The sequence below is a fragment of the Escherichia sp. MOD1-EC5950 genome, assembly GCF_002965345.1.
Taxonomy (GTDB): Bacteria; Pseudomonadota; Gammaproteobacteria; order Enterobacterales; family Enterobacteriaceae; genus Escherichia; species Escherichia marmotae.
This window is the reverse complement of record NZ_PTSR01000002.1, coordinates 76,940-99,012: the sequence shown is the minus strand read 5'-3', so window position 1 is coordinate 99,012 and position 22,073 is coordinate 76,940. Positions and strand designations below refer to the sequence as shown.

The following is a 22,073-nucleotide window of genomic DNA, read 5'->3' as shown; positions in this document are numbered from 1 at the left end:
GTCTATTCTCCACAGGCAGGAAGTTGAGAAAGTTGTTCTGGTAACGTTTGGGCGTACAACCCGGCGCGTTTTACCGCATTCACCACCGCGCGAGGCGTAATGGTCGCGCCGGTGAACTGGTCGAAATCACCGCCATCTTTCTTTACCGCCCAGTGAGCGTCATTTGCGGTGCTGATTTTTTTACCCGCAAAATGAGTGATCCAGTCAGAGAGGCGCAGTTCGATTTTATCGCCAAGCCCTGGCGTTTCGTGATGTTCTGTCACGCGTGTGCCAAGTACAGTGCCGTTAAAATCGGCTCCGACCAGTAGCTGAATCGCGCCTGAATAGCCATCCGGCGCAGTCGCTTCCAGAACGGCAGCTACCGGCTGGCCATCCTGTTTAGCGATGTAAACCCGATGTTCACCTTTACCCAGCTCAGGCGCATTCACTAAATAGCAACTTTGTGCCAGCTCATTGTTATAGCGTTCGGCTGGCAACACCTGATCAAATAACGTCTTTTGTTGCAGGCTGGCCTGTTCAGCAATCGTCGTTTTGGTCATCTGGTTGATGGCCGCCGTTAAACCTGTTGAACCGGCGGCAAACAGTGCCAGCGTAATACCGTGTTTTCGGATAGTTTTCAGCATGGTTTATCCTTTGCGATGGCCGTAAACGCGCGGACGCGTATAGTAATCGATCAGAGGAACCGTGATGTTCGCCAGCAGGACAGCAAAAGCCACGCCGTCAGGATAGCCGCCGAAACTGCGGATCAACCAGACTAATAAGCCCGCCAGTGCGCCAAAAATCAGACGACCACGATTAGTCGTAGAAGCGGTCACCGGATCGGTCAGAATAAAGAATGCGCCAAGCATGGTCGCGCCAGACAGCAGATGAATTTGCGGTGATGCCAGCGTCTCCGGTGAGAACAACCAGCCCAGCGTTGCGCATAGCGCCAGCGTCACTAAGAAGCTGACGGGAATATGCCAGCGAATCGCTTTCTGCCATAGCAACCACACGCCGCCAACCAGCCAGGCGAGGTTTACCCATTGCCAGCCAGCGCCTGCCAGAATACCGCTGTAGATCGGATACTGCATAATTTGCTCAACCGAATGACCGGCGCGGACAGAGGTTTTGAACGTATCCAGCGGCGTCGCCTGGCTGATACCATCAATGCCTAAGCGTAGCGTGTTCATATCACCGCCGCTGACGGTATGGCCGCTGAAGATAACCTGCACAGCGTCGATAAATCCAGGGATGTTGACCGCAATCTCATGCGGCGGCAACCAACTGGTCATCTGTACCGGGAAGGAGATCAGTAATACTACATAACCAATCATTGCCGGGTTGAATGGGTTTTGCCCCAGACCGCCATACAACTGTTTAGCGATGATCACCGCAAACACCGTACCCAGCACGACCATCCACCACGGCGCGAGAGGTGGAATACTTACCGCCAACAATAAGCCTGTTAGTAATGCTGAGTTATCTTTTAACGTTGCGGCTACTGACTGCTTGCGCAGCTTAAGCACAAGCGCTTCGGCTAACAATGCACTGACCGATGCCAGCAGGATCTGAACGAGAGTGCCCCAGCCAAAAAACCACAGTTGTGCCGCGATTCCAGGCACGGCTGCGAGCAGTACCAGCAGCATAATGCGCGATGTCTGGCGCTGGTTATGGGTATATGGGGAGCTAGCTATTCTGAATACCATTTAGTCCTCGTTTACAACCTTTTGCTGGGCGGCTTTTTTTGCCTGAACGCGGGCAATAGCCGCGGCAACTGCCGCTTTGCGCGGATCAACCTGTTCTTCTGACTCGGCGTTAGCCTGCTGTTGTTCCAGTTTACGCGCTTTGGCGCGGGCAATAGCGGCCTCGACGGCAGCCTTGCGCGGATCAACCTGTTCTTCCGGCTCGGCGTTAGTCTGCTGCTGTTCCAGTTTTCGTGCTTTGGCACGAGCAATAGCGGCCTCGACGGCAGCTTTGCGCGGATCAACCTGTTCTTCCGGCTCGGCGTTAGCCTGCTGCTGTTCCAGTTTACGCGCTTTGGCACGGGCAATAGCGGCCTCGACGGCAGCTTTACGCGGATCAACCTGTTCTTCTGACTCGGCGTTAGCCTGCTGCTGTTCCAGTTTGCGTGCTTTGGCGCGGGCAATAGCGGCCTCGACGGCAGCCTTGCGCGGATCAGCAACGGTTGTTGCGTCGTTGATCTGTTGTAATTCTGCCTGCTTCGCTCTGGCTTGCGCTTTACGCGCTTCCCGTGCTGCAATAATTGCGCTGTTATCCGGACGTTCGCCAGCTTTGATCACAATAGGCTGCGTGGCCTGGGCCTGCTTCTCTTTCACACGTGCCAGTGCGGCAGCAATCGCGTCTTTGTCTTTGGCTGCAGGTTGTACCGCCGCGCTCTTATGTCGTTCAAGACGCGCGGCTTTTTCGCGCTCCAGACGTGCCTGACGGGCTTCAAAACGCGCTTTTGCTTCTGCGGCGCGTTTCTCTTCCTGACGAATGGCGGCAATTTCTGCTTTTTCCTGACGGAAATATTGCACCAGTGGAATGTTGCTCGGGCAAACCCAGGCGCAGGCCCCACATTCAATACAGTCGGCAATGTTGTGCGCGGTGGCTTTATCGTGCTGCTGACCTTTGCTGAACCAGTACAACTGTTGCGGCAGAAGATCGGCAGGGCAGGCGTCAGCACAGGCGCTACAGCGGATGCAGCTTTGTTCTTCCTGCGGTTCACCGAGTTCACTGGCCGACGGTGCCAGCAGGCAGTTAGTGATTTTGACGACCGGCACATCCAGCCACGGCAATGTAAAGCCCATTAGCGGGCCGCCCATAATCACCATTTGATCAGCAGAAGGACGGAATCCGGCATCATCCAATAAATGACGCACAGGTGTACCCAGTCGCGCCCAGACGTTGCCCGGACGTGCAATGGCTTCACCAGTCAGCGTCACCACGCGCTCGGTAATGGGCTCGCCATCGATAACAGCGCGTTTCACCGCGTAAGCGGTGCCGACGTTTTGCATTAACACACCGATATCTGATGAACGGCCGCCGTGTGGCACCTGCTTCCCGGTCAGGATGTACGTTAACTGTTTGGCACCGCCGGAAGGATATTTAGTTGGAATAACCCGTAGAGCGATATCGCGGGAGTCTGCCAGCACTGCGCGCAGCATGGAAATCGCCTGTGGTTTGTTATCTTCAATACCGATAAGAATTTCGCGCGGTTGTAGGATATGCGCAAGAATGCGAATGCCTTCCACCACCTGAGCGGCGCAATCCTGCATCAGACGGTCATCGGCGGTAATATACGGTTCGCACTCGGCAGCATTGATAATCAAGGTTTCGATTTTATCGCCGCCACCCTGCAATTTAACACCCGTAGGGAAGCCCGCACCCCCCAGCCCGGCGACGCCAAACTGATGAATACGTTCAATTAACTCTTCCCGGCTACGTGAGCGGTAATCGCTCCAGCCATCACGTGGGATCCAGCAGTCTTCACCATCAGCATCAATAATCACGCTTAATTCAGCTAATGCTGAAGGATGAGCCGTAGAGTGGGGGGCAATAGCTGTAACGGTGCCGGAGGTTGGTGCGTGAACCGGCAGCATTTTGCCGCGACCGCGAGTGAGTGGCTGACCGCGCAGCACTTTATCCCCGACGCTAACACACAGCTCACCTTCAGCGCCAATATGTTGCTTCAGCGGAATGACAAATCGCTGCGCCAGTGGCACCTGGCGTAGAGGCGTACCGTTGGACTGGGTTTTCATTTCCGGTGGATGAATACCGCCGTTGAAGTCCCAGATTTTATTTTTTTTGAAAGCAGAAAATAACTTAAACATGGTGTTCCACGGGAATGATGCGCACGGGAATGGTGTTCAGATCCCATTTCCAGGAGTCAGGCGTTTCTGCGACCGGTTGTAAGGAGATGCAGTGTGTAGGGCATGGGTCAACGCAAAGATTGCAGCCCGTGCACAGATCGCTCATCACTGTATGCATTGCGCGGGTAGCGCCAACAATGGCGTCTACCGGACACGCCTGAATGCACTTAGTGCAGCCAATACAGTTATTTTCATCAATAACTGCCACCATGCGCGCAGGCGTCAACTCTTGCGCTTCGCCATCCAGCGGCTGTGGCTCGACATTAAGCAACTCGGCAATTTTCAACATCACAGCTTCGCCACCAGGTGCGCAGCGGTTGATTTTTTCGCCATTACAACTGATGGCTTCCGCATACGGACGACAGCCTGGATAACCGCACTGACCACACTGGCTTTGCGGTAAAATTTCGTCAATTTTCTCAACGACCGGATCGTCTTCCACCGCAAAACGGCGGGAGGCATAACCCAGAATGGCGCCAAACACCAGGCCCAGCAGGCTCACGGCGGCAACGGCAATCCAGATAGCATTCATTACAACTTCACCAAACCACTAAAGCCCATAAAGGCCAGAGACATAAGACCCGCAGTAATCAGCGCAATGGCATTACCACGAAAAGGGGCCGGAACATCGGCCACAGCAAGACGTTCGCGAATGGCGGCAAAAAGCACCATCACCAGCGAGAAGCCGACAGCAGCAGAAAAACCGTACAGCGCCGACTGCAAGAAATTGTGCCCGAGGTTGATATTCAGCAACGCTACGCCGAGCACCGCACAGTTGGTGGTGATAAGCGGCAGAAAAATCCCGAGTAGCCGATAAAGTACCGGGCTGGTTTTACGCACCACCATCTCGGTGAACTGCACGACTACGGCAATCACCAGAATAAACGCCAGGGTGCGCAGATAAATCAGATTGAGTGGGATTAAAATCCACGTGTCGATAAGCCAGGCGCAAATAGACGCCAGCGTCATCACAAATGTTGTTGCCAGCCCCATGCCCATCGCGGTTTCCAGCTTTTTGGAAACCCCCATAAACGGACAGAGCCCCAGAAACTTGACCAGTACAAAGTTATTGACCAGTACAGTTCCGACAAACAGTAACAGGTAGTCAGTCATTTTTCGGCCTGAAATAAAAAAGCCGCCTATTATCCGTTAATCCAGAGCAGGCGACAACAGGTTAACTGTAAGGTTATTACGGATTCACAAACGTCGCTTTCACCCGCGACGAGCGTTTGAAATAGGGGACGATCAATGCAGTTGCCAACAAAGTAAACAGCAACTGGCGAACGGCTACACCATCTTCAACCGGAGAAAACGCGAAGGCTTTAACTGCCAGTAATACGGAAATCAGTAGCCAGATAATATAATGTTTAGGAACACAACGCCGACGTTTAAAGAAAGCGATGGTTAACCACAGTGTGTAATACCACATAGCGATGGCGGTAATAAACGAAACGCCCCATGAGATTTGCGTTGTCAGGGATTGTTCGCTGAGCGTTTTAAATGTTTGAGGAGAAGATAACGCTGCGGAGTACAGCAACAGCGCCAGCGTCGTACTCAGTAAGGCAACTAACAGCCAGGCTAACGGGCCAAGCAACCAGCCTCCAATACGTTGTGGCGTTGTGGTGGTCATAAGTTCTCCAGAATAGCGACAGCAAACGGGCAAATCTAATTTTAGGGGCGTCATTATAAAGCTTTTATAACCGATCGCTACTTTCTTTATTGAACGTAGTGCCAGACCGATTTCGGAACCTGCCCGAGGTCAAACAAACGCCCGCCAGAAACCAGCTCTGCTCGGCGGTGATCGGCTGCACGATACATATTTATAATATCCTGATCGTCCGTCAGGGTGTAATTAAGATGATCGTAGAGTTTTTCCAGGCTTTCGAGTGAATTGATTTTACGAAATTTTAATAAGTATTCCTGAGCTGTCATAAAAGATCCATTAAATAACTAATACCAAAGTGGTAGGCATTATATGTAATGATAAAATCTCACCATAGGTGAACGTTAAAGCAATAATAAGAATGTGCTGATGGCAAATAATTCTGGGATGAAATACTGCTAATAAAAGAGTAACGCGCTTTACTATCCCTGACAATCGTCAACAACACCATGCAAAATAATAAATTCCTGGTTTAAATACCCGACAAGTCAAAACATGCACCCGGACGGGCTGCATGTTGCCCTGCAAACGCAGAGATTACTTGTGTTGTACCGGGGTACTCTGTTCAGGCGGCTGGTAGTTGTCAATGTGACTCGCCACGCCAAGAAGAATGACTGAAACGATAAGAACGATCCAACCTGTTAATTCAATAAGACGATTCATTACTGCCCACATCTATGTTGATTGATCCATTAACTAAGGCCGTAAATGTTACTTAGCAATAATTGCTCCAGCAAGATTTTTACTGATGTTTTTGCGATATTTATCTTTTGCCTTCAGAAAATTCGCTCTTTTTTTGACTTAAGTTAAATAACCCCCCGTATTGCAGGCAGGTTATTAAACTGTTGAGAGAGGGTAAAGGATAGTGTCAAATAGCATCATACTTCAATGAGAGGCAATGACATGAGCGACAACATCCGTGTTGGGTTGATTGGGTACGGTTATGCGAGCAAAACCTTCCATGCTCCCCTGATTGCGGGCACGCCCGGGCTGGAGCTGGCGGTGATCTCCAGCAGTGACGAAACAAAAGTGAAGGCTGATTGGCCAACAGTTACGGTTGTCTCTGAACCGAAGCATCTCTTTAATGATCCTAATATTGACCTGATTGTCATTCCTACGCCCAACGATACCCATTTTCCGTTAGCAAAAGCGGCACTGGAAGCGGGTAAACATGTGGTTGTTGATAAGCCTTTCACCGTGACACTGTCACAAGCACGGGAGCTGGATGCTCTGGCAAAGAGTCTTGGGCGCGTGTTGTCAGTGTTTCATAACCGTCGCTGGGATAGCGATTTCCTGACGCTAAAAGGTTTGCTCGCGGAAGGCTTGCTGGGGGAAGTGGCTTACTTTGAGTCTCATTTCGACCGCTTCCGTCCACAGGTGCGCGATCGCTGGCGTGAACAGGGCGGCCCCGGTAGCGGTATCTGGTACGATTTAGCGCCGCATTTGCTCGATCAGGCTATTACGCTGTTTGGCTTACCCGTCAGCATGACCGTAGATTTAGCACAGTTACGCCCGGGAGCGCAGTCGACAGATTATTTCCACGCCATTTTGTCCTACCCACAGCGGCGGGTCATTTTACACGGCACTATGTTGGCGGCAGCAGAGTCGGCACGCTATATCGTTCATGGTTCTCGCGGCAGCTACGTTAAGTATGGACTCGATCCACAGGAAGAGCGGCTGAAAAATGGCGAACGTTTGCCGCAGGAAGATTGGGGCTATGATATGCGTGACGGCGTACTTACCCGTGTTGAAGGTGAGGAACGCGTCGAAGAAACACTGCTGACGGTGCCGGGAAATTATCCGGCTTACTACGCTGCTATTCGTGATGCGTTGAATGGTGACGGAGAAAATCCGGTGCCGGCAAGTCAGGCGATTCAGGTGATGGAACTCATTGAACTTGGTATCGAATCCGCCAAACATCGCGCGACGCTGTGCCTGGCGTGATAATCGATTTTTGGAGCCGGATAAAGCGACTACACTGCATCCGGCGATGAATTCAAATGCCTGATACGACGCTTACGCGCCTTATCAGGCATGTTCTTACTTCGCAGTCACTTTTTCTCTCAGAGCACGTTTCTCATCGGCGCTCAAAAACGCCATTTCCAGACCGTTAATCTGCGCCTGGCGAATTTGCTCGCGAGATAAACCCGCAGCGGGTGCGGCGACGGTATATTCGTGAATGATATCTACGCCCTGAACCCCCGGATCATCAGTGTTAATGCTGGCGCAAATACCATGCTCAAGGAACGTTTTCAGTGGATGTGCCACCAGAGAGGCTACGGTACTGGTCTGAATATTTGAGGTCAGACAGGATTCAATACCAATTTGCTGTTCGGCAAGAAAATCCATCAGCGCCCGATCTTCAATGGCTTTTACGCCATGTCCAATACGTTCCGCCCCCAGTTCACGAATAGCCTGCCAGATGCTTTCCGAGCCAGCAGCTTCACCTGCATGAACAGTAATATGCCAACCCGCATCACGTGCGCGATTGAAGTGAGAAAGGAACAGACTACCCGGGAAACCAAGTTCATCACCGGCTAAATCCAGCGCGGTAATCTGGTCACGGTGGGCTAAAAATGCCTCCAGTTCTTGCTGGCAGGCGGCTTCGCCAAAGGTTCGACTCATAATGCCGATAAGATTCGCCTGCACACCAAAAGTGCGGCAACCTTCACGCACGCCATCAATGACGGCTTCGACCACGCCCGCAACAGGCAACTGATGCGTCATCGCCATGTAGCCTGGCGAAAAACGTAGTTCGACATAGTGCAGGCCGTTTCGAGCGGCATCTTCAATATTTTCAAATGCCACGCGACGGCAGGCATCAAGAGAAGCGAGAACTTTAACGCCCCAGTCAAGTTTGCTCAGGAAGCTGACCAGATCGGGTTCGTTGGCGATGACCTGAACGTGGGGGATCAGCGTTTCCAGCGATTGTGCAGGAAGTGAAATATTATACTGGCGGCCAAGTTCAAGGATGGTCTGGGGACGAATGTTGCCATCAAGGTGGCGATGGATATCAGTTAATGGCAGGGTGGTATCAATCATGGTCGCACTCTTTTTCTGGATATAAAAGTGCGCACCATTATAAAAACAAAGCAGGGTAAAAATCTACGATTGCGCAACGATTATTTGCGTTGCGCAATCGCAATCAACGTACAGTGCGGATGGCGTTAATTAATCCGGCGACACCTTTTTCCAGTTTCGAACGAGGGCATCCGGCATTGAGACGAACAAAGCCACGGCCTTCTTCGCCGTAGGTATATCCCGGCATGATCGCCACTTTTTCTTGCTCAATCAGGACTTTTTGCAGTGCATTGTCATCAATGTTCAGAGGCCGTAAATCAAGCCAGGCGAGATAAGTGGATTGTGGGGGCTGCCAGTTGAGTTCCGGGAACGCGGCGTTCATTGTATTGGCGATATACCTCAGATTGTCTTTCAGATAGACACGTAAGGCATCCAGCCACGCTGCGCCTTGCTGATAGGCGGCGATATGTGCTGTTAATGCCAGTACAGAAGGGGAGGAAAGCCCATCACGACCTTTCAGTGCTGATAAATACGTCTCGCGGCTCTCGCTGTTTTCAATGATACCGTAAGCTCCGGTCAGGGCAGGAATATTGAAACTTTTCGAACCAGAAGTCAGCAGCGCCCAGTCTCCGCGCGCCACGTTGCTCCAGGGAATATGTGGTTGCTCATCCCATACCATATCCATATGGATTTCATCGGAGATAACGCGTACACCATAGCGTTCGCAAAGGTCTGCCATTATCTCCAGTTCATCGCAAGTCCAGACTTTACCCGTGGGGTTCTGCGGGCTACACAGGAGCATAATTTTACATTCTGGTTTCGCCAGTACAGCTTCCAGTTTTGCCATATTGCAAAACCAACCGTCCTCCCGCTTCTCTAAAGCAACGGGCATCACGGTGCGCTGATTACCTTCAATGGCTTTGTAAAATGCGTCGTAAGCGGGGGTATGGATCATCACGCCTTCACCGACGGCAGACCACTGGCGAATCAATTCCGACACCATATAGATAACAGAAGGACCATAAACCACCGACTGCGTATCAATGGCGGTGTTATGTTGGGTGGAAAACCAGTGGGCAATTGCCGCGAGAAACTCATCGTTTTTCCAGCGGCTGTAGCCAAACACACCGTGCATCAGGCGCTGATTCAGCGCCTCGATAATGCAGGGTGCGGTGGCAAAATCCATGTCTGAAATCGTGAACGGCAGCAGATCCGCAGAGCCGAAACGGTCAGCGACATAGTCCCATTGTGTACACCATGTTCCATGACGATCCACGACCTTTGAAAAATCGAACATATTTTATCCTTATGCCTGAACAGTGCGCATCAAACCGGCCATTTCATCTTTTACCGATTGAACTTGCGGCCCAATAACAACCTGCAGGTTATGTTGATTCAATTGAACTACGCCAATTGCCCGATTGTCCTTCAGCGCCTGCACATTCACAAGCGACATATCTTTCACAGACAAACGCAGGCGAGTAATACAGTTATCAAGGCTGACAATATTGTCGGCACCACCCAGGGCTTCGAGGATTGCCGGAACGTTGTAACCTGATTTACCCGGCGTACCGACAACGGCTTTTTCGATTGAGCTGGCGATTTCACTGTCGCGCCCCGGTGTTTTCAGATTGAAGCGGGTGATAGCGAAACGGAAGATGACGTAGTAAACAACAAACCAAATTGCCGCCACCACTGGCACCATGTACCACTTAGTCGACAGACCATGCAAAATACCGAATACCACAAAGTCGATGATATTACCGTCGGTATTACCGATGGTGACACCGAGAACGGACATGACAGTGAAGCCGAGGCCGGTTAACAGTGCGTGGATGACATACAGGACTGGCGCAACGAACAGGAACAGGAACTCCAGCGGTTCTGTGGTGCCGCCAACGACACAGGCGATCAGGCCAGAAATCAGCAGGCCTTTAATTTTATGGCGATTTTCCGGGCGTGCGCAGTGATACATGGCTAATGCCGCACCAGGCAGGCCGCCGAGGAAGGCAGGCATTTTTCCCTGGGAGAGGAAACGCGTGGCGCTTTCAGAGAAACCGTGTGTGGTCGGGCAGCTTAATTGCGCCTGGAAGATAGTCAGCGCGCCGCTTACGGTTTGACCGCAGACTTCCTGCGTGCCGCCCGCATCAGTAAAGCGAATTAATGCCACCAGAATGTGATGCAGACCAAACGGCAACAGCAGACGTTCGCCAGTACCAAACAGCATCGGTCCGAAATCGCCTGCGCTATTGATCATATGACCTAATCCACTAATGCCCATAGCAAATATCGGCCAGACTAACGGAATTACCAGACCGACAAGTCCCATCACCAGTGAGGAGATAATGGGCACGAAGCGGGTGCCGCCGAAGAACGCCAGCGCATCTGGCAGGCGGATATTATGGAAACGCTCATGCAGCATCCAGACAATGATACCGGCGATCACTGCACCGAGGATCCCGGTGTCGATCGACTGGATCCCAAGAATACTCTGGATATTATTGGCTTTCAGAACGGCTGCATCGGTGGTTGGTAGAATGCCTTTATTGGTCAACCAGAAGTTAACCGCAAGGTTCATGACCGCGTAACCGACAAAACCCGCGAATGCTGCAACACCTTTGTTTTCACGCGCCAGCCCGAGTGGGATTGCAATACAGAACATCACTGGCAGAAAGCTAAAAGCAAACGAGCCAACCTTACTCATCCAGGTAAAGATGGCCTGCAACACGGGGTTACCCAATGCCGGGATTAGGGTGATGACATCGTGGCTGCTAAGGGAACTGCCAATTCCGAGCATAATGCCGCAGAACGACAATAACGCCACGGGTAACATAAAGGTTTTGCCTAACTGCTGGAAGAATTCCCACAGCGTGACTTTCGGTGCTGCTTTCGCCGTCATAAAACGACTCCTTGTTGAGAACAGTCTGGATTCAATAAATTGCGCGAGAAGATAAAACGTTTTATCAAATTTTAGTGAGGCATAAATCACATTACGCAACGATAATAGCGGGTATAAGATAAATTAAAGGTAAAACGTTTTATCTGTCACATAATCAGGGAGTAGGTCATCTGCATGGCTACCGCCAAAAAAATCACTATTCATGATGTTGCGCTGGCTGCGGGCGTGTCAGTCAGTACCGTTTCGCTGGTGCTTAGTGGCAAAGGGCGAATATCTGCCGCCACGGGAGAACGGGTTAACGCGGCCATTGAAGAGTTAGGCTTTGTGCGAAATCGCCAGGCATCTGCGCTGCGCGGCGGGCAGAGTGGCGTAATTGGCTTAATTGTGCGCGACTTATCTTCGCCGTTTTACGCTGAATTAACGGCCGGGCTGACAGAGGCACTGGAAGCACAGGGGCGGATGGTTTTTTTGCTCCACGGCGGTAAAGATGGCGAGCAACTGGCCCAGCGATTTTCACTGCTACTGAATCAGGGTGTCGATGGTGTGGTGATTGCCGGTGCGGCAGGAAGCAGTGATGACCTGCGGCGCATGGCAGAAGAAAAAGACATCCCGGTGATTTTTGCATCCCGTGCCAGCTATCTTGAAGATGTGGATACTGTTCGCCCGGATAACATGCAGGCAGCGCAGTTATTGACGGAACACCTTATTCGCAATGGGCATCAGCGTATCGCCTGGCTGGGAGGGCAAAGTTCCTCTTTAACCCGCGCGGAACGAGTGGGTGGATATTGCGCAACACTATTAAAATTTGGTCTGCCGTTTCACAGCGATTGGGTACTGGAATGTTCTTCCAGCCAGAAGCTGGCTGCGGAAGCTATAACGGCGCTTTTGCGCCATAACCCGACCATCAGCGCGGTGGTGTGCTACAACGAAACCATTGCGATGGGCGCGTGGTTTGGTTTACTGAAAGCAGGGCGGCAAAGCGGCGAAAGCGGGGTCGATCGTTATTTTGAGCAACAGGTTTCATTAGCGGCATTTACTGATGTAACGCAAACTGCTCTTGATGATTTTCCGATTGTCTGGGCCTGCACACCTGCGCGGGAACTGGGCTTTACGCTTGCCGATCGCATGATGCAAAAAATCAGTCACGAAGAGAATCACTCTCGAAATCTGATTATCCCCGCGCGGCTCATTACGGCGAAATAATCTCTCTTTATCTGCTATACCTGGTAGTGTCTTTTCCCCGAGGTTAATGATAAAAAATGTGGCACACAGGCGGTGCCTTTTAATTTATTTACTGAAGTTCACAGGAGGTTTATGTGTTTAATTCTGACAACCTGAGACTCGACGGAAAATGCGCCATCATCACCGGTGCGGGTGCTGGTATTGGTAAAGAAATTGCCATTACATTCGCGACAGCAGGTGCATCTGTGGTGGTCAGTGATATTAATGCTGATGCAGCAAATCATGTTGTTGATGAGATTCAACAGCTTGGTGGACAGGCATTTGCCTGGCGTTGTGATATTACTTCCGAACAGGAATTATCTGCTCTGGCAGACTTTGCCATCAGTAAGTTGGGCAAAGTGGATATTCTGGTTAACAACGCGGGTGGCGGTGGTCCTAAACCGTTTGATATGCCAATGGCGGATTTCCGCCGCGCTTATGAACTGAATGTGTTTTCTTTTTTCCATCTGTCACAACTCATTGCGCCAGAAATGGAAAAAAATGGCGGAGGCGTTATTCTGACTATCACTTCTATGGCTGCAGAAAATAAAAATAAAAACATGACTTCCTATGCGTCATCTAAAGCTGCGGCCAGTCATCTGGTGAGAAATATGGCATTTGATCTGGGTGAAAAAAATATTCGGGTGAATGGCATTGCGCCGGGGGCAATATTAACTGATGCTCTAAAATCCGTTATTACGCCAGAAATTGAACAAAAAATGTTGCAGCACACGCCAATCAGACGTCTGGGTCAACCGCAAGATATTGCTAACGCGGCGCTGTTTCTGTGTTCACCTGCTGCCAGTTGGATAAGCGGGCAAATACTCACCGTATCCGGCGGTGGGGTACAGGAGCTTAATTAATCGCTAGCAGGCCGGTAAACAACTGAGTGAGTGTTGTTTACCGGTACAGCGAGTTCAGCAGTGAAAAAACGCCAGAAAACTGGTAACCAGGTTATGTTCATTGGTTGACCAATTATCGTGTGAATAGTAAACGAATCGGGTGTGCCTTCGCACTATTCAACAGCAATGATAGGCGCTCACCTGACAACGCGGTAAACTAGTTATTCATGCTAACTATATTGGTTTAACGATGGATAACATGCAGACTGAAGCACAACCGACACGGACCCGGATCCTCAATGCTGCCAGAGAGATTTTTTCAGAAAATGGATTTCACAGTGCCTCGATGAAAGCCATCTGTAAATCCTGCGGTATAAGTCCCGGGACGCTTTACCACCATTTCATTTCTAAAGAAGCCTTGATTCAGGCAATTATCCTCCAGGATCAGGAGAGGGCGCTGGCCCGCTTCCGGGACCCTATCGAAGGGATTCATTTTGTAGAATATATGGTCGAGTCGATAGTCTCCCTGACGCATGAAGCCTTTGCCCAGCGGGCGCTGGTGGTAGAGATTATGGCGGAAGGAATGCGCAATCCGCAGGTTGCCGCTATGCTCAGGAATAAGCATCTGACAATCACCGAATACATCGCCCAGCGTATGCGTGATGCCCAGCAAAAAGGTGAGATAAGTCCTGACATTAACACGGCGATGACCTCTCGTTTATTGCTGGATCTGACCTATGGCGTACTGGCCGACATTGAAGCCGAAGACCTGGCGGGTGACGCGTCATTTGCCCAGGGATTACGTGCGATGATTGGCGGTATTTTAACCGCATCCTGATATCTTCTTGCCGCGGGCCGGTGACCACTGCGCCCGCATTTAATGTCCTTAACAGCACCATACCAAAACGTTCTCGCCTGATCGCAAAATCCCGTTAACACATACACCACAACCATATGTCACGGAAATTTAGCGTTTTAAATCACTCGAACGAGCGTTCGGTTGCTTATTTTGCAGCTTCTGTCAACGTTGTTTTAGAGATTAATGCGATCCATGTCACGCTGTGGGTATTGCAGTTTTTGGTTTTTTGATCACGGTGTCAGTTCTTTTTATTTCCATTTCTCTTCCGTGGGTTTCTCACAGATAACTGTTTGCATTGCTTAATTGGTTAACTAATCAAATTAAAGGTTGACCAGTATTTTTATCTTAATGAGGAGTCCCTTATGTTACGTCCTGTAGAAACCCCAACCCGTGAAATCAAAAAACTCGACGGTCTGTGGGCATTCAGCCTGGATCGCGAAAACTGTGGAAATGATCAGCGTTGGTGGGAAAGCACGTTGCAAGAGAGTCGGGCGATTGCCGTACCAGGCAGTTTTAACGATCAGTTTGCTGATGCGGATATTCGTAATTATGTGGGCAATGTCTGGTATCAGCGCGAAGTCTTTATACCCAAAGGTTGGGCGGGCCAGCGTATCGTGCTGCGTTTCGATGCGGTCACTCATTACGGCAAAGTGTGGGTTAATAATCAGGAAGTGATGGAGCATCAGGGCGGCTATACGCCGTTTGAAGCCGATGTGACTCCATATGTGATTGCCGGAAAAAGTGTGCGTATCACCGTTTGTGTGAACAATGAGCTGAACTGGCAGACTATCCCGCCGGGAATGGTGATTACCGACGAAAACGGCAAGAAAAAGCAGTCTTATTTCCATGATTTCTTTAACTACGCCGGGATCCACCGCAGCGTAATGCTCTATACCACGCCGAACACCTGGGTGGACGATATCACCGTGGTGACGCATGTAGCGCAAGACTGCAACCACGCTTCCATTGACTGGCAGGTGGTGGCCAATGGTGATATCAGCGTCGAACTGCGTGATGCTGATCAGCAGGTTGTCGCAGCCGGACAAGGTCACAGCGGAACCTTGCAAGTGGTGAACCCGAATCTCTGGCAACCCGGTGATGGGTATCTCTATGAACTGTGCGTCACCGCAAAAAGCCAGACAGAGTGCGACATCTATCCACTGCGCGTCGGTATCCGCTCGGTGGCAGTAAAGGGTGAACAGTTCCTGATCAACCACAAACCGTTCTACTTCACTGGCTTTGGTCGTCATGAAGATGCGGATTTGCGTGGCAAGGGATTCGATAACGTGCTGATGGTGCACGATCACGCATTGATGGACTGGATTGGTGCCAACTCTTACCGCACCTCGCATTACCCTTACGCTGAAGAGATGCTCGACTGGGCTGACGAACATGGCATTGTGGTGATTGATGAAACTGCCGCCGTCGGCTTTAACCTTTCTTTAGGAATTGGTTTCGAAGCGGGCAACAAACCGAAAGAACTGTACAGCGAAGAGGCGGTCAATGGGGAAACCCAGCAGGCGCACTTACAGGCGATTAAAGAACTGATTGCGCGTGACAAAAACCACCCAAGCGTGGTGATGTGGAGCATTGCCAATGAACCAGATACCCGCCCGCAAGGTGCCCGGGAATATTTCGCGCCACTGGCAGAAGCAACGCGTAAACTCGACCCGACACGACCGATCACCTGCGTCAATGTGATGTTCTGCGACGCTCACACCGATACCATCAGCGATCTCTTTGATGTGCTGTGTCTGAACCGTTATTACGGCTGGTATGTCCAAAGCGGCGATCTGGAGACGGCAGAAAAGGTACTGGAAAAAGAACTGCTTGCGTGGCAGGAGAAACTGCATCAGCCGATTATCATCACCGAATACGGGGTGGATACGTTAGCCGGTCTGCACTCGATGTACACCGATATGTGGAGTGAAGAGTATCAGTGCGCGTGGCTGGATATGTATCACCGCGTCTTTGACCGTGTTAGTGCTGTCGTTGGTGAACAGGTATGGAACTTCGCTGATTTTGCGACTTCGCAGGGCATTCTGCGCGTTGGCGGTAACAAGAAAGGGATTTTCACTCGTGACCGCAAACCAAAATCGGCGGCTTTCTCGCTGCAAAAACGCTGGACTGGCATGAATTTCGGTGAAAAACCGCAGCAGGGAGGCAAAAAATGAATCAACAACTCTCATGGCGCACCATCGTCGGCTACAGCCTCGGTGACGTTGCCAATAACTTCGCCTTCGCCATGGGGGCGCTCTTCCTGTTGAGTTACTACACCGACGTCGCTGGCGTCGGTGCCGCTGCGGCGGGCACCATGCTATTACTGGTGCGGGTATTCGATGCTTTTGCTGACGTCTTCGCCGGACGGGTGGTAGACAGCGTAAATACCCGTTGGGGCAAATTCCGCCCCTTCTTGCTGTTCGGCACTGCACCGTTAATGATCTTCAGCGTGCTGGTTTTCTGGGTGCCGACCGACTGGAGTCATAGCAGCAAAGTGGTGTATGCATATTTGACTTATATGGGGCTGGGGCTTTGTTACAGCCTGGTCAATATACCTTATGGCTCACTGGCAACTGCCATGACCCAACAACCACAATCCCGCGCCCGTCTGGGCGCGGCTCGCGGGATTGCCGCTTCGCTGACCTTTGTCTGCCTGGCTTTTCTGATTGGCCCGAGCATTAAGCACTCCAGCCCGGAGGAGATGGTGTCGGTATACCATTTCTGGACGATTACCCTGGCGATTGCCGGGATGGTGCTTTACTTCATTTGCTTTAAATCGACGCGCGAGAATGTAGTGCGTATCGTGGCGCAGCCGTCATTGAAGATCAGCCTGCAAACGCTGAAACGGAATCGTCCGCTGTTTATGTTGTGCATCGGTGCGCTATGCGTGCTGATCTCGACCTTCGCGGTCAGTGCTTCGTCGTTGTTCTACGTGCGCTATGTACTGAATGATGCCGGGTTGTTTACTGTGCTGGTGTTGGTGCAAAACCTGGTCGGCACAGTGGCATCGGCACCGCTGGTGCCGGGAATGGTTGCCAGAATCGGTAAAAAGAATACCTTCCTGATTGGCGCTCTGCTGGGAACTTGTGGTTATTTGCTGTTCTTCTGGGTTTCAGTCTGGTCGCTGCCGGTGGCACTGATCGCGTTAGCCATCGCTTCAGTTGGTCAGGGCGTTACCATGACGGTGATGTGGGCGCTGGAGGCCGATACTGTAGAATATGGTGAATACCTGACCGGTGTACGCATTGAAGGGCTTACCTATTCATTATTCTCATTTACCCGAAAATGTGGACAGGCAATAGGGGGTTCAATTCCCGCCTTTATTTTGGGATTAAGCGGATATATTGCGAATCAGGCACAAACGACGGAAGTTATTATGGGGATCCGCACATCAATTGCCTTAGTCCCTTGCGGATTTATGCTACTGGCATTCGTTATAATTTGGTTTTATCCGCTGACTGATAAAAAATTCAAAGAAATTGTGGTCGAAATTGATAATCGTAAAAAAATGCAGCAGCAATTAATCAGCGATATCACTAATTAATATCTTATAAAAATAATCAGAACATCAAAGGTGCAACTATGAGAAAAATAGTGGCCATGGCCGTTATTTCCCTGACGGCTGCCTCTGGCCTTACCTCCGCTTACGCTGCACAACTGGCTGACGATGAAGCGGGACTACGAATCAGACTGAAAAATGAATTGCGCCGGGCTGACAAGCCCAGTGCTGGCGCGGGAAGAGATATTTACGCATGGGTGCAAGGAGGATTGCTCGATTTTAATAGCGGTTATTACGCTAATATTATTGGCGTCGAAGGTGGAGCCTATTATGTTTATAAATTAGGTGCTCGTGCTGATATGAGTACCCGATGGTATCTTGATGGCGATAAAAGTTTTAGCTATGCATTGGGTGCGGTAAAAATAAAACCGAGTGAAAAGAGTTTACTTAAATTAGGTCGTTTCGGGACAGATTATAGTTATGGTAGTTTACCTTATCGTATTCCGTTAATTGCTGGCAGTTCGCAACGTACATTACCGACCGTTTCTGAAGGAGCATTAGGTTATTGGGCTTTAACGCCCAATATTGAACTGTGGGGAATGTGGCGCTCCCGGGTATTTTTATGGACTGATTCAACAACCGGTATCCGTGATGAAGGTGTTTATAACAGCCAGACCGGAAAATACGATAAACATCGCGCTCGTTCTTTTTTAGCTGCCAGTTGGCATGATGATACCAGCCGTTATTCTTTGGGGGCATCGGCACAGAAAGATGTTTCTAATCAGCTACAAACTATTTTTGAGAAAAGCATTTCGCTCGCCCGGGATTATGCGCTGAAAGGGGAGTTGCTCGGCTTTTATGCGCAACTGGAAGGCTTAAGTCGTAACACCAACCAGCCCAATGAAACGGCGCTGGTTAGCGGCCAACTGACGTGGAGCGCGCCGTGGGGAAGCGTGTTTGGTAGCGGTGGTTATCTGCGTCATGCGATGAACGGAGCCGTGGTGGACACCGATATTGGTTATCCTTTCTCGTTAAGTCTTGATCGTAACCGGGAAGGTATGCAGTCCTGGCAATTGGGTGTCAATTATCGTTTAACCCCGCAATTTACGCTGACATTGGCACCGATTGTGACTCGCGGCTATGAATCCAGTAAACGAGATGTGCGGATTGAAGGCGCAGGTATCTTAGGCGGTATGAACTATCGGGTCAGCGAAGGGCCGCTACAAGGGATGAATTTCTTTCTTGCAGCCGATAAAGGACGGGAAAAGCGCGATGGTAGTACGCTGGGCAATCGCCTGAATTACTGGGATGTGAAAATGAGTATTCAGTATGACTTTATGTTGAAGTGAAAAAACGCCGGAGAGAAAACTCTCCGGCGTTTTGGCTGTGAATTACTGTTGCGGGATGGCCGGTACAGCCGGAACGGTAAGTGCTGGCATCGCAAACATACCGACAAAATCTTCCAGCGACATTTTCTGACCATTCAACGTGATCTGACCGTTAGCATATTGCAGGCTGGTGGTGATGGCATTGTCCTGCAAGGTGGTCAGACGGAACATCTGGCCCATTGCTGATGCACCTTCAACTTGCTGTTTCGCCAGCTTTTTAGCTTGATCTTCCTGATAGCCTTCCAGCTTCGCCACCTGAGTCATCAGTTCGGTTGCCATATCGACCGGAATAGTCAGTTTTGCATCCAGAGATTTAACCGAGCGATCAACTTCCTGCGCCAGTGTTTGCGGCGCTTCTTTAGTCGCTGCCGGATCTTTCAGGAACAGCGACAAATTCAGCGCGCTTTCACCCTGACTGTTTTTCCAGCTTAACGGCGCAATCGTAATTACCGGATCGCCTTTTAACATCAGCGGCAGGGCGCTAAAGAAGGCTTCCGTCACTTTCTCCTGATAAAGTTCGGCATTGTTGGCAATCTCTGGCTGTGCCAGTAACGCCTGTGTTTGCGCGTTATATTGCTGGCTAAACTGATGCCAGGCTTCACCGTCAATCTGACCGACTTTTAAAGTCAGTTTGCCGCTGCCCAGATCCTGATTCTGTACCTTCAGGCTGTTTAGCGAGTAATCCAGTTGGCTATTGATCGTTTTACCGTCATTAACCAGGTCTGATTTACCACTGATCTCCATGCCTTCCAACAGAGCCAGTTCTTTGCCTTCCACTGAAATGGTCATTTTTTCCAGCGACAGTTTTTGGTTACCCACGCGCTCACCGAAACTTGCCAGCGTGCTGGAACCATCGGTTTTCAGATTATTAAAGGTCAACTGCACTTTCTGGTTGTATTCGTTAACTGCATCGACCCGACCGCTTTGCGCCTCCCCGGAAAGGGAGATGGCTTTACCGTCTCGGTCAGCATTTAACTGGAACTCACCGCCGCTAAAGGCGACTTTTTCATCTTTTTGCTCGTAATTCAGTGGCTTGAGCGAGATATCTGAACTGGAATCGCCGCTGTAACCGATGCGAGAGTTAATCTCAAAAGGTGTATCTCCTTTTGCCATATCAAACAGTGGCTTGCTCACAGCGTTATTGACCAGCGTGGTTTGAATCGACGCCATCGACGGGATCAAATTCAGTTTTTTAAGCTGGGCCAGAGGGAAGGGACCGTGGTCAACAGATTCATTGAAGATGACGCTCTGGCCACTTTTAATCCACGGATTTTCTTTCCCGGCGATGGGCTTCACCACTAATTGCAACTGGCTGCTGAACACGCCGCGATGATAGTTTTGATAACTCACTTCCAGGTTGGATTCAGGAGCTGTCAGTTTGAGTTGCGCGTTCGCCTGTGCGACCATGTCTTCGAGATGGGTTTCAATCTTCTTGCCTGTGTACCATGCGCCGCCTGTCCAGACTACGCCGAGCGCAACAATGACGCCTACCGCTACCAGCGATTTATTCATAATGATTATCCATAAATGAAATCAGGCGGACTGGCCGCCTGAAGTGTTATAAGCCTTTAATAAGCTTAGCAAGAGATGTTAATTATTTCAGTAAGCTCTTACAGCTTGTTGTAAACACGCGCTAAACGTCCGTGGCCTTTCACCGTCACCGGCGACTCATTGGCGGCAATAAATGCGGACTCACCCGGTTTAAGCGCTAACTGTTGAGAACCTTTACCCAGTGTTGCTTCGCCTTCAACGCAGAACAAAATGGCGGCACTTTGCTGGCTGATGGTAGTTTCTTCATCGCTAAGGTCATGCAGCGAGAAAGCAAAATCATCAACCGGAATCGGGAAGTCCAGCTCTGCACCTTGTTTCACCGGCTGGGTCAGCAACTGGCTGGCCGGTTTGGCTTCAAACTTAACGTTGGCAACCAGCTCCGGAATATCAATATATTTTGGCGTCAGACCCGCACGCAGCACGTTATCGGAGTTCGCCATCACTTCCAGCGCCACGCCTTGCAGGTAGGCGTGTGGTGTTTCTGCGAACAGGAACATCGCTTCACCAGGGTTCAGTTTTACCACATTCAGTAACAGTGGGGAGAACAGGCCGCTGTCATCCGGGTAAAATTCAGCAATTAAACGAATCGTTTGCCACGGCTCACCCTGTTGGCTGTCGAGCGCCGATTTCAAAATCGCCAGCGCGCGGGATTTCTCTTCACCCTGCATATTCAACAGGCTGGCGAACAGTTCGCTTAAACGTTCGGCATTGGGCTGCTGTAAAAAATGAGCAATCGCCGGATGCGCGCCCGCGACGGGCTGGAGCAGGGAAACAATCTCGGAAAACTCACGAAACGCGTTCATCGCGAGGAAAGGGGTCAGGGCAAAAACCAGCTCTGGCTTGTGGTTAGGATCTTTATAGTTACGCTCGGCGGCATCCATTGGAATGCCGGCGGCATTTTCTTTGGCAAAACCGATTTCAGAATTGCGTTTATTTGGATGAACCTGAATGGAGAGCGGCTGGGCTGCGCATAACACTTTAAACAGGAAAGGCAGTTCGCCAAAGCGCCTGGCAACGGCATCTCCCAGCAGAGTTGATTTATCACCCTCAATCACATCACGCAGTGAAACGATATCTCCGGCGGCATTGTGCACACGTGAACTGCTCTTCGGATGTGCGCCCATCCACAATTCAGCCATCGGCTGGTTGGATGGATTTTCCATGCCATAAAGTTCAGTCAGTGCCGTTTTGCTTCCCCAGGCATAGTTTTGCACTGAGTTAATAAGTTTTTGCATGATCAATCCCTGTTTGAATGTGGAAATTAATCCCGCTATTAAAG

The 22,073-nt window shown here is 50.5% G+C and carries 20 protein-coding genes; 7 read left to right on the top strand and 13 right to left on the bottom strand.

Going from position 1 to position 22,073, the window contains the following annotated elements; genetic code table 11:
• Positions 1-2 precede the first annotated feature (2 nt).
• The 8 genes from rsxG to blr all read right to left on the bottom strand — a co-directional run bounded on the left by rsxG (position 3) and on the right by blr (position 6,177).
• A complete protein-coding gene (gene rsxG / locus BEA93_RS02670; protein WP_000920812.1) occupies positions 3-623 on the bottom strand; it encodes an electron transport complex subunit RsxG in 621 nt (206 codons plus the stop codon).
• A gap of 3 nt (positions 624-626) precedes the next feature.
• The gene (rsxD, locus tag BEA93_RS02665) at positions 627-1,685 is read right to left on the bottom strand and encodes an electron transport complex subunit RsxD (RefSeq protein ID WP_001516335.1); all 1,059 of its coding nucleotides are present in this window, start codon (positions 1,683-1,685) and stop codon (positions 627-629) included.
• Positions 1,686-3,812: an electron transport complex subunit RsxC gene (gene rsxC / locus BEA93_RS02660; protein ID WP_105224321.1), complete on the bottom strand. Its 2,127-nt coding sequence runs from the start codon at positions 3,810-3,812 to the stop codon at positions 1,686-1,688.
• On the bottom strand, positions 3,805-4,383 hold the full coding sequence (rsxB, locus tag BEA93_RS02655) for an electron transport complex subunit RsxB (protein WP_000991825.1): 579 nt from the start codon (positions 4,381-4,383) through the stop codon (positions 3,805-3,807). The genes rsxC and rsxB overlap by 8 nt, the downstream gene beginning before the upstream one ends.
• Positions 4,383-4,964, bottom strand: a complete 582-nt coding sequence (gene rsxA, locus BEA93_RS02650; RefSeq protein WP_000133193.1) for an electron transport complex subunit RsxA — start codon at positions 4,962-4,964, stop codon at positions 4,383-4,385. The genes rsxB and rsxA overlap by 1 nt, the downstream gene beginning before the upstream one ends.
• A gap of 76 nt (positions 4,965-5,040) precedes the next feature.
• Entirely contained in the window at positions 5,041-5,481 is a 441-nt protein-coding gene (locus BEA93_RS02645) for a DUF2569 domain-containing protein (RefSeq protein WP_001516338.1), read from the bottom strand.
• Between the two features lie 86 nt (positions 5,482-5,567).
• Positions 5,568-5,783 (bottom strand): transcription modulator YdgT, encoded by a 216-nt coding sequence (ydgT, locus tag BEA93_RS02640; protein WP_000126621.1) that lies wholly within the window; start codon positions 5,781-5,783, stop codon positions 5,568-5,570.
• 268 nt (positions 5,784-6,051) lie between these two features.
• Positions 6,052-6,177 (bottom strand): division septum protein Blr, encoded by a 126-nt coding sequence (blr, locus tag BEA93_RS02630; protein WP_032141301.1) that lies wholly within the window; start codon positions 6,175-6,177, stop codon positions 6,052-6,054.
• Positions 6,178-6,417: 240 nt separating this feature from the next.
• Here blr and BEA93_RS02625 point away from each other — a divergent pair, with 240 nt between their 5' ends.
• Positions 6,418-7,458: an oxidoreductase gene (locus BEA93_RS02625; protein WP_001282501.1), complete on the top strand. Its 1,041-nt coding sequence runs from the start codon at positions 6,418-6,420 to the stop codon at positions 7,456-7,458.
• A gap of 96 nt (positions 7,459-7,554) precedes the next feature.
• On the opposite strand, the gene add is transcribed toward BEA93_RS02625, so the two are convergent.
• The 3 genes from add to malX all read right to left on the bottom strand — a co-directional run bounded on the left by add (position 7,555) and on the right by malX (position 11,434).
• The gene (gene add / locus BEA93_RS02620) at positions 7,555-8,556 is read right to left on the bottom strand and encodes an adenosine deaminase (protein ID WP_000567479.1); all 1,002 of its coding nucleotides are present in this window, start codon (positions 8,554-8,556) and stop codon (positions 7,555-7,557) included.
• Positions 8,557-8,659: 103 nt separating this feature from the next.
• Complete coding sequence (locus BEA93_RS02615) at positions 8,660-9,832, bottom strand: MalY/PatB family protein (RefSeq protein ID WP_001516339.1); 1,173 nt, start codon at positions 9,830-9,832, stop codon at positions 8,660-8,662.
• A gap of 9 nt (positions 9,833-9,841) precedes the next feature.
• Complete coding sequence (gene malX / locus BEA93_RS02610) at positions 9,842-11,434, bottom strand: PTS maltose transporter subunit IICB (RefSeq protein WP_001516340.1); 1,593 nt, start codon at positions 11,432-11,434, stop codon at positions 9,842-9,844.
• Positions 11,435-11,608: 174 nt separating this feature from the next.
• Between malX and malI the strand changes: the two genes are divergently transcribed.
• From malI to uidC, 6 genes are all read left to right on the top strand, one after another.
• Positions 11,609-12,637 (top strand): mal regulon transcriptional regulator MalI, encoded by a 1,029-nt coding sequence (gene malI, locus BEA93_RS02605; RefSeq protein WP_001516341.1) that lies wholly within the window; start codon positions 11,609-11,611, stop codon positions 12,635-12,637.
• A gap of 113 nt (positions 12,638-12,750) precedes the next feature.
• A complete protein-coding gene (gene hdhA, locus BEA93_RS02600; protein ID WP_000483368.1) occupies positions 12,751-13,518 on the top strand; it encodes a 7-alpha-hydroxysteroid dehydrogenase in 768 nt (255 codons plus the stop codon).
• 229 nt (positions 13,519-13,747) lie between these two features.
• The gene (uidR, locus tag BEA93_RS02595) at positions 13,748-14,335 is read left to right on the top strand and encodes a DNA-binding transcriptional regulator UidR (RefSeq protein WP_000369704.1); all 588 of its coding nucleotides are present in this window, start codon (positions 13,748-13,750) and stop codon (positions 14,333-14,335) included.
• A gap of 383 nt (positions 14,336-14,718) precedes the next feature.
• Complete coding sequence (uidA, locus tag BEA93_RS02590; RefSeq protein ID WP_001516343.1) at positions 14,719-16,530, top strand: beta-glucuronidase; 1,812 nt, start codon at positions 14,719-14,721, stop codon at positions 16,528-16,530.
• Positions 16,527-17,900, top strand: coding sequence for a glucuronide transporter (gene uidB, locus BEA93_RS02585; RefSeq protein ID WP_016248680.1), 1,374 nt, complete (start codon positions 16,527-16,529; stop codon positions 17,898-17,900). Before uidA ends, uidB begins: the two co-directional genes overlap by 4 nt.
• Before the next feature lie 38 nt (positions 17,901-17,938).
• The gene (uidC, locus tag BEA93_RS02580) at positions 17,939-19,204 is read left to right on the top strand and encodes a glucuronide uptake porin UidC (protein WP_105224322.1); all 1,266 of its coding nucleotides are present in this window, start codon (positions 17,939-17,941) and stop codon (positions 19,202-19,204) included.
• Between the two features lie 42 nt (positions 19,205-19,246).
• Here the strand turns inward: uidC and BEA93_RS02575 are convergent, their stop codons facing one another.
• Positions 19,247-20,755, bottom strand: coding sequence for a YdgA family protein (locus tag BEA93_RS02575; RefSeq protein ID WP_016248682.1), 1,509 nt, complete (start codon positions 20,753-20,755; stop codon positions 19,247-19,249).
• A 98-nt stretch (positions 20,756-20,853) separates the two neighbouring features.
• Positions 20,854-22,029 carry a mannose-6-phosphate isomerase gene (gene manA, locus BEA93_RS02570; protein ID WP_016261997.1) on the bottom strand — a complete coding sequence of 392 codons (1,176 nt, stop codon included), beginning with the start codon at positions 22,027-22,029 and terminating at the stop codon, positions 20,854-20,856.
• Positions 22,030-22,073: the final 44 nt, after the last annotated feature.

What these genes read in the sequence shown, in the direction of transcription:
- rsxG (WP_000920812.1), bottom strand. Translation starts at nt 623, where the DNA reads ATGCTGAAAACTATCCGAAAACACGGTATTACGCTGGCACTGTTTGCC.
- rsxD (WP_001516335.1), bottom strand. Translation starts at nt 1,685, where the DNA reads ATGGTATTCAGAATAGCTAGCTCCCCATATACCCATAACCAGCGCCAG.
- rsxC (WP_105224321.1), bottom strand. Translation starts at nt 3,812, where the DNA reads ATGTTTAAGTTATTTTCTGCTTTCAAAAAAAATAAAATCTGGGACTTC.
- rsxB (WP_000991825.1), bottom strand. Translation starts at nt 4,383, where the DNA reads ATGAATGCTATCTGGATTGCCGTTGCCGCCGTGAGCCTGCTGGGCCTG.
- rsxA (WP_000133193.1), bottom strand. Translation starts at nt 4,964, where the DNA reads ATGACTGACTACCTGTTACTGTTTGTCGGAACTGTACTGGTCAATAAC.
- BEA93_RS02645 (WP_001516338.1), bottom strand. Translation starts at nt 5,481, where the DNA reads ATGACCACCACAACGCCACAACGTATTGGAGGCTGGTTGCTTGGCCCG.
- ydgT (WP_000126621.1), bottom strand. Translation starts at nt 5,783, where the DNA reads ATGACAGCTCAGGAATACTTATTAAAATTTCGTAAAATCAATTCACTC.
- blr (WP_032141301.1), bottom strand. Translation starts at nt 6,177, where the DNA reads ATGAATCGTCTTATTGAATTAACAGGTTGGATCGTTCTTATCGTTTCA.
- BEA93_RS02625 (WP_001282501.1), top strand. Translation starts at nt 6,418, where the DNA reads ATGAGCGACAACATCCGTGTTGGGTTGATTGGGTACGGTTATGCGAGC.
- add (WP_000567479.1), bottom strand. Translation starts at nt 8,556, where the DNA reads ATGATTGATACCACCCTGCCATTAACTGATATCCATCGCCACCTTGAT.
- BEA93_RS02615 (WP_001516339.1), bottom strand. Translation starts at nt 9,832, where the DNA reads ATGTTCGATTTTTCAAAGGTCGTGGATCGTCATGGAACATGGTGTACA.
- malX (WP_001516340.1), bottom strand. Translation starts at nt 11,434, where the DNA reads ATGACGGCGAAAGCAGCACCGAAAGTCACGCTGTGGGAATTCTTCCAG.
- malI (WP_001516341.1), top strand. Translation starts at nt 11,609, where the DNA reads ATGGCTACCGCCAAAAAAATCACTATTCATGATGTTGCGCTGGCTGCG.
- uidR (WP_000369704.1), top strand. Translation starts at nt 13,748, where the DNA reads ATGGATAACATGCAGACTGAAGCACAACCGACACGGACCCGGATCCTC.
- uidA (WP_001516343.1), top strand. Translation starts at nt 14,719, where the DNA reads ATGTTACGTCCTGTAGAAACCCCAACCCGTGAAATCAAAAAACTCGAC.
- uidB (WP_016248680.1), top strand. Translation starts at nt 16,527, where the DNA reads ATGAATCAACAACTCTCATGGCGCACCATCGTCGGCTACAGCCTCGGT.
- uidC (WP_105224322.1), top strand. Translation starts at nt 17,939, where the DNA reads ATGAGAAAAATAGTGGCCATGGCCGTTATTTCCCTGACGGCTGCCTCT.
- BEA93_RS02575 (WP_016248682.1), bottom strand. Translation starts at nt 20,755, where the DNA reads ATGAATAAATCGCTGGTAGCGGTAGGCGTCATTGTTGCGCTCGGCGTA.
- manA (WP_016261997.1), bottom strand. Translation starts at nt 22,029, where the DNA reads ATGCAAAAACTTATTAACTCAGTGCAAAACTATGCCTGGGGAAGCAAA.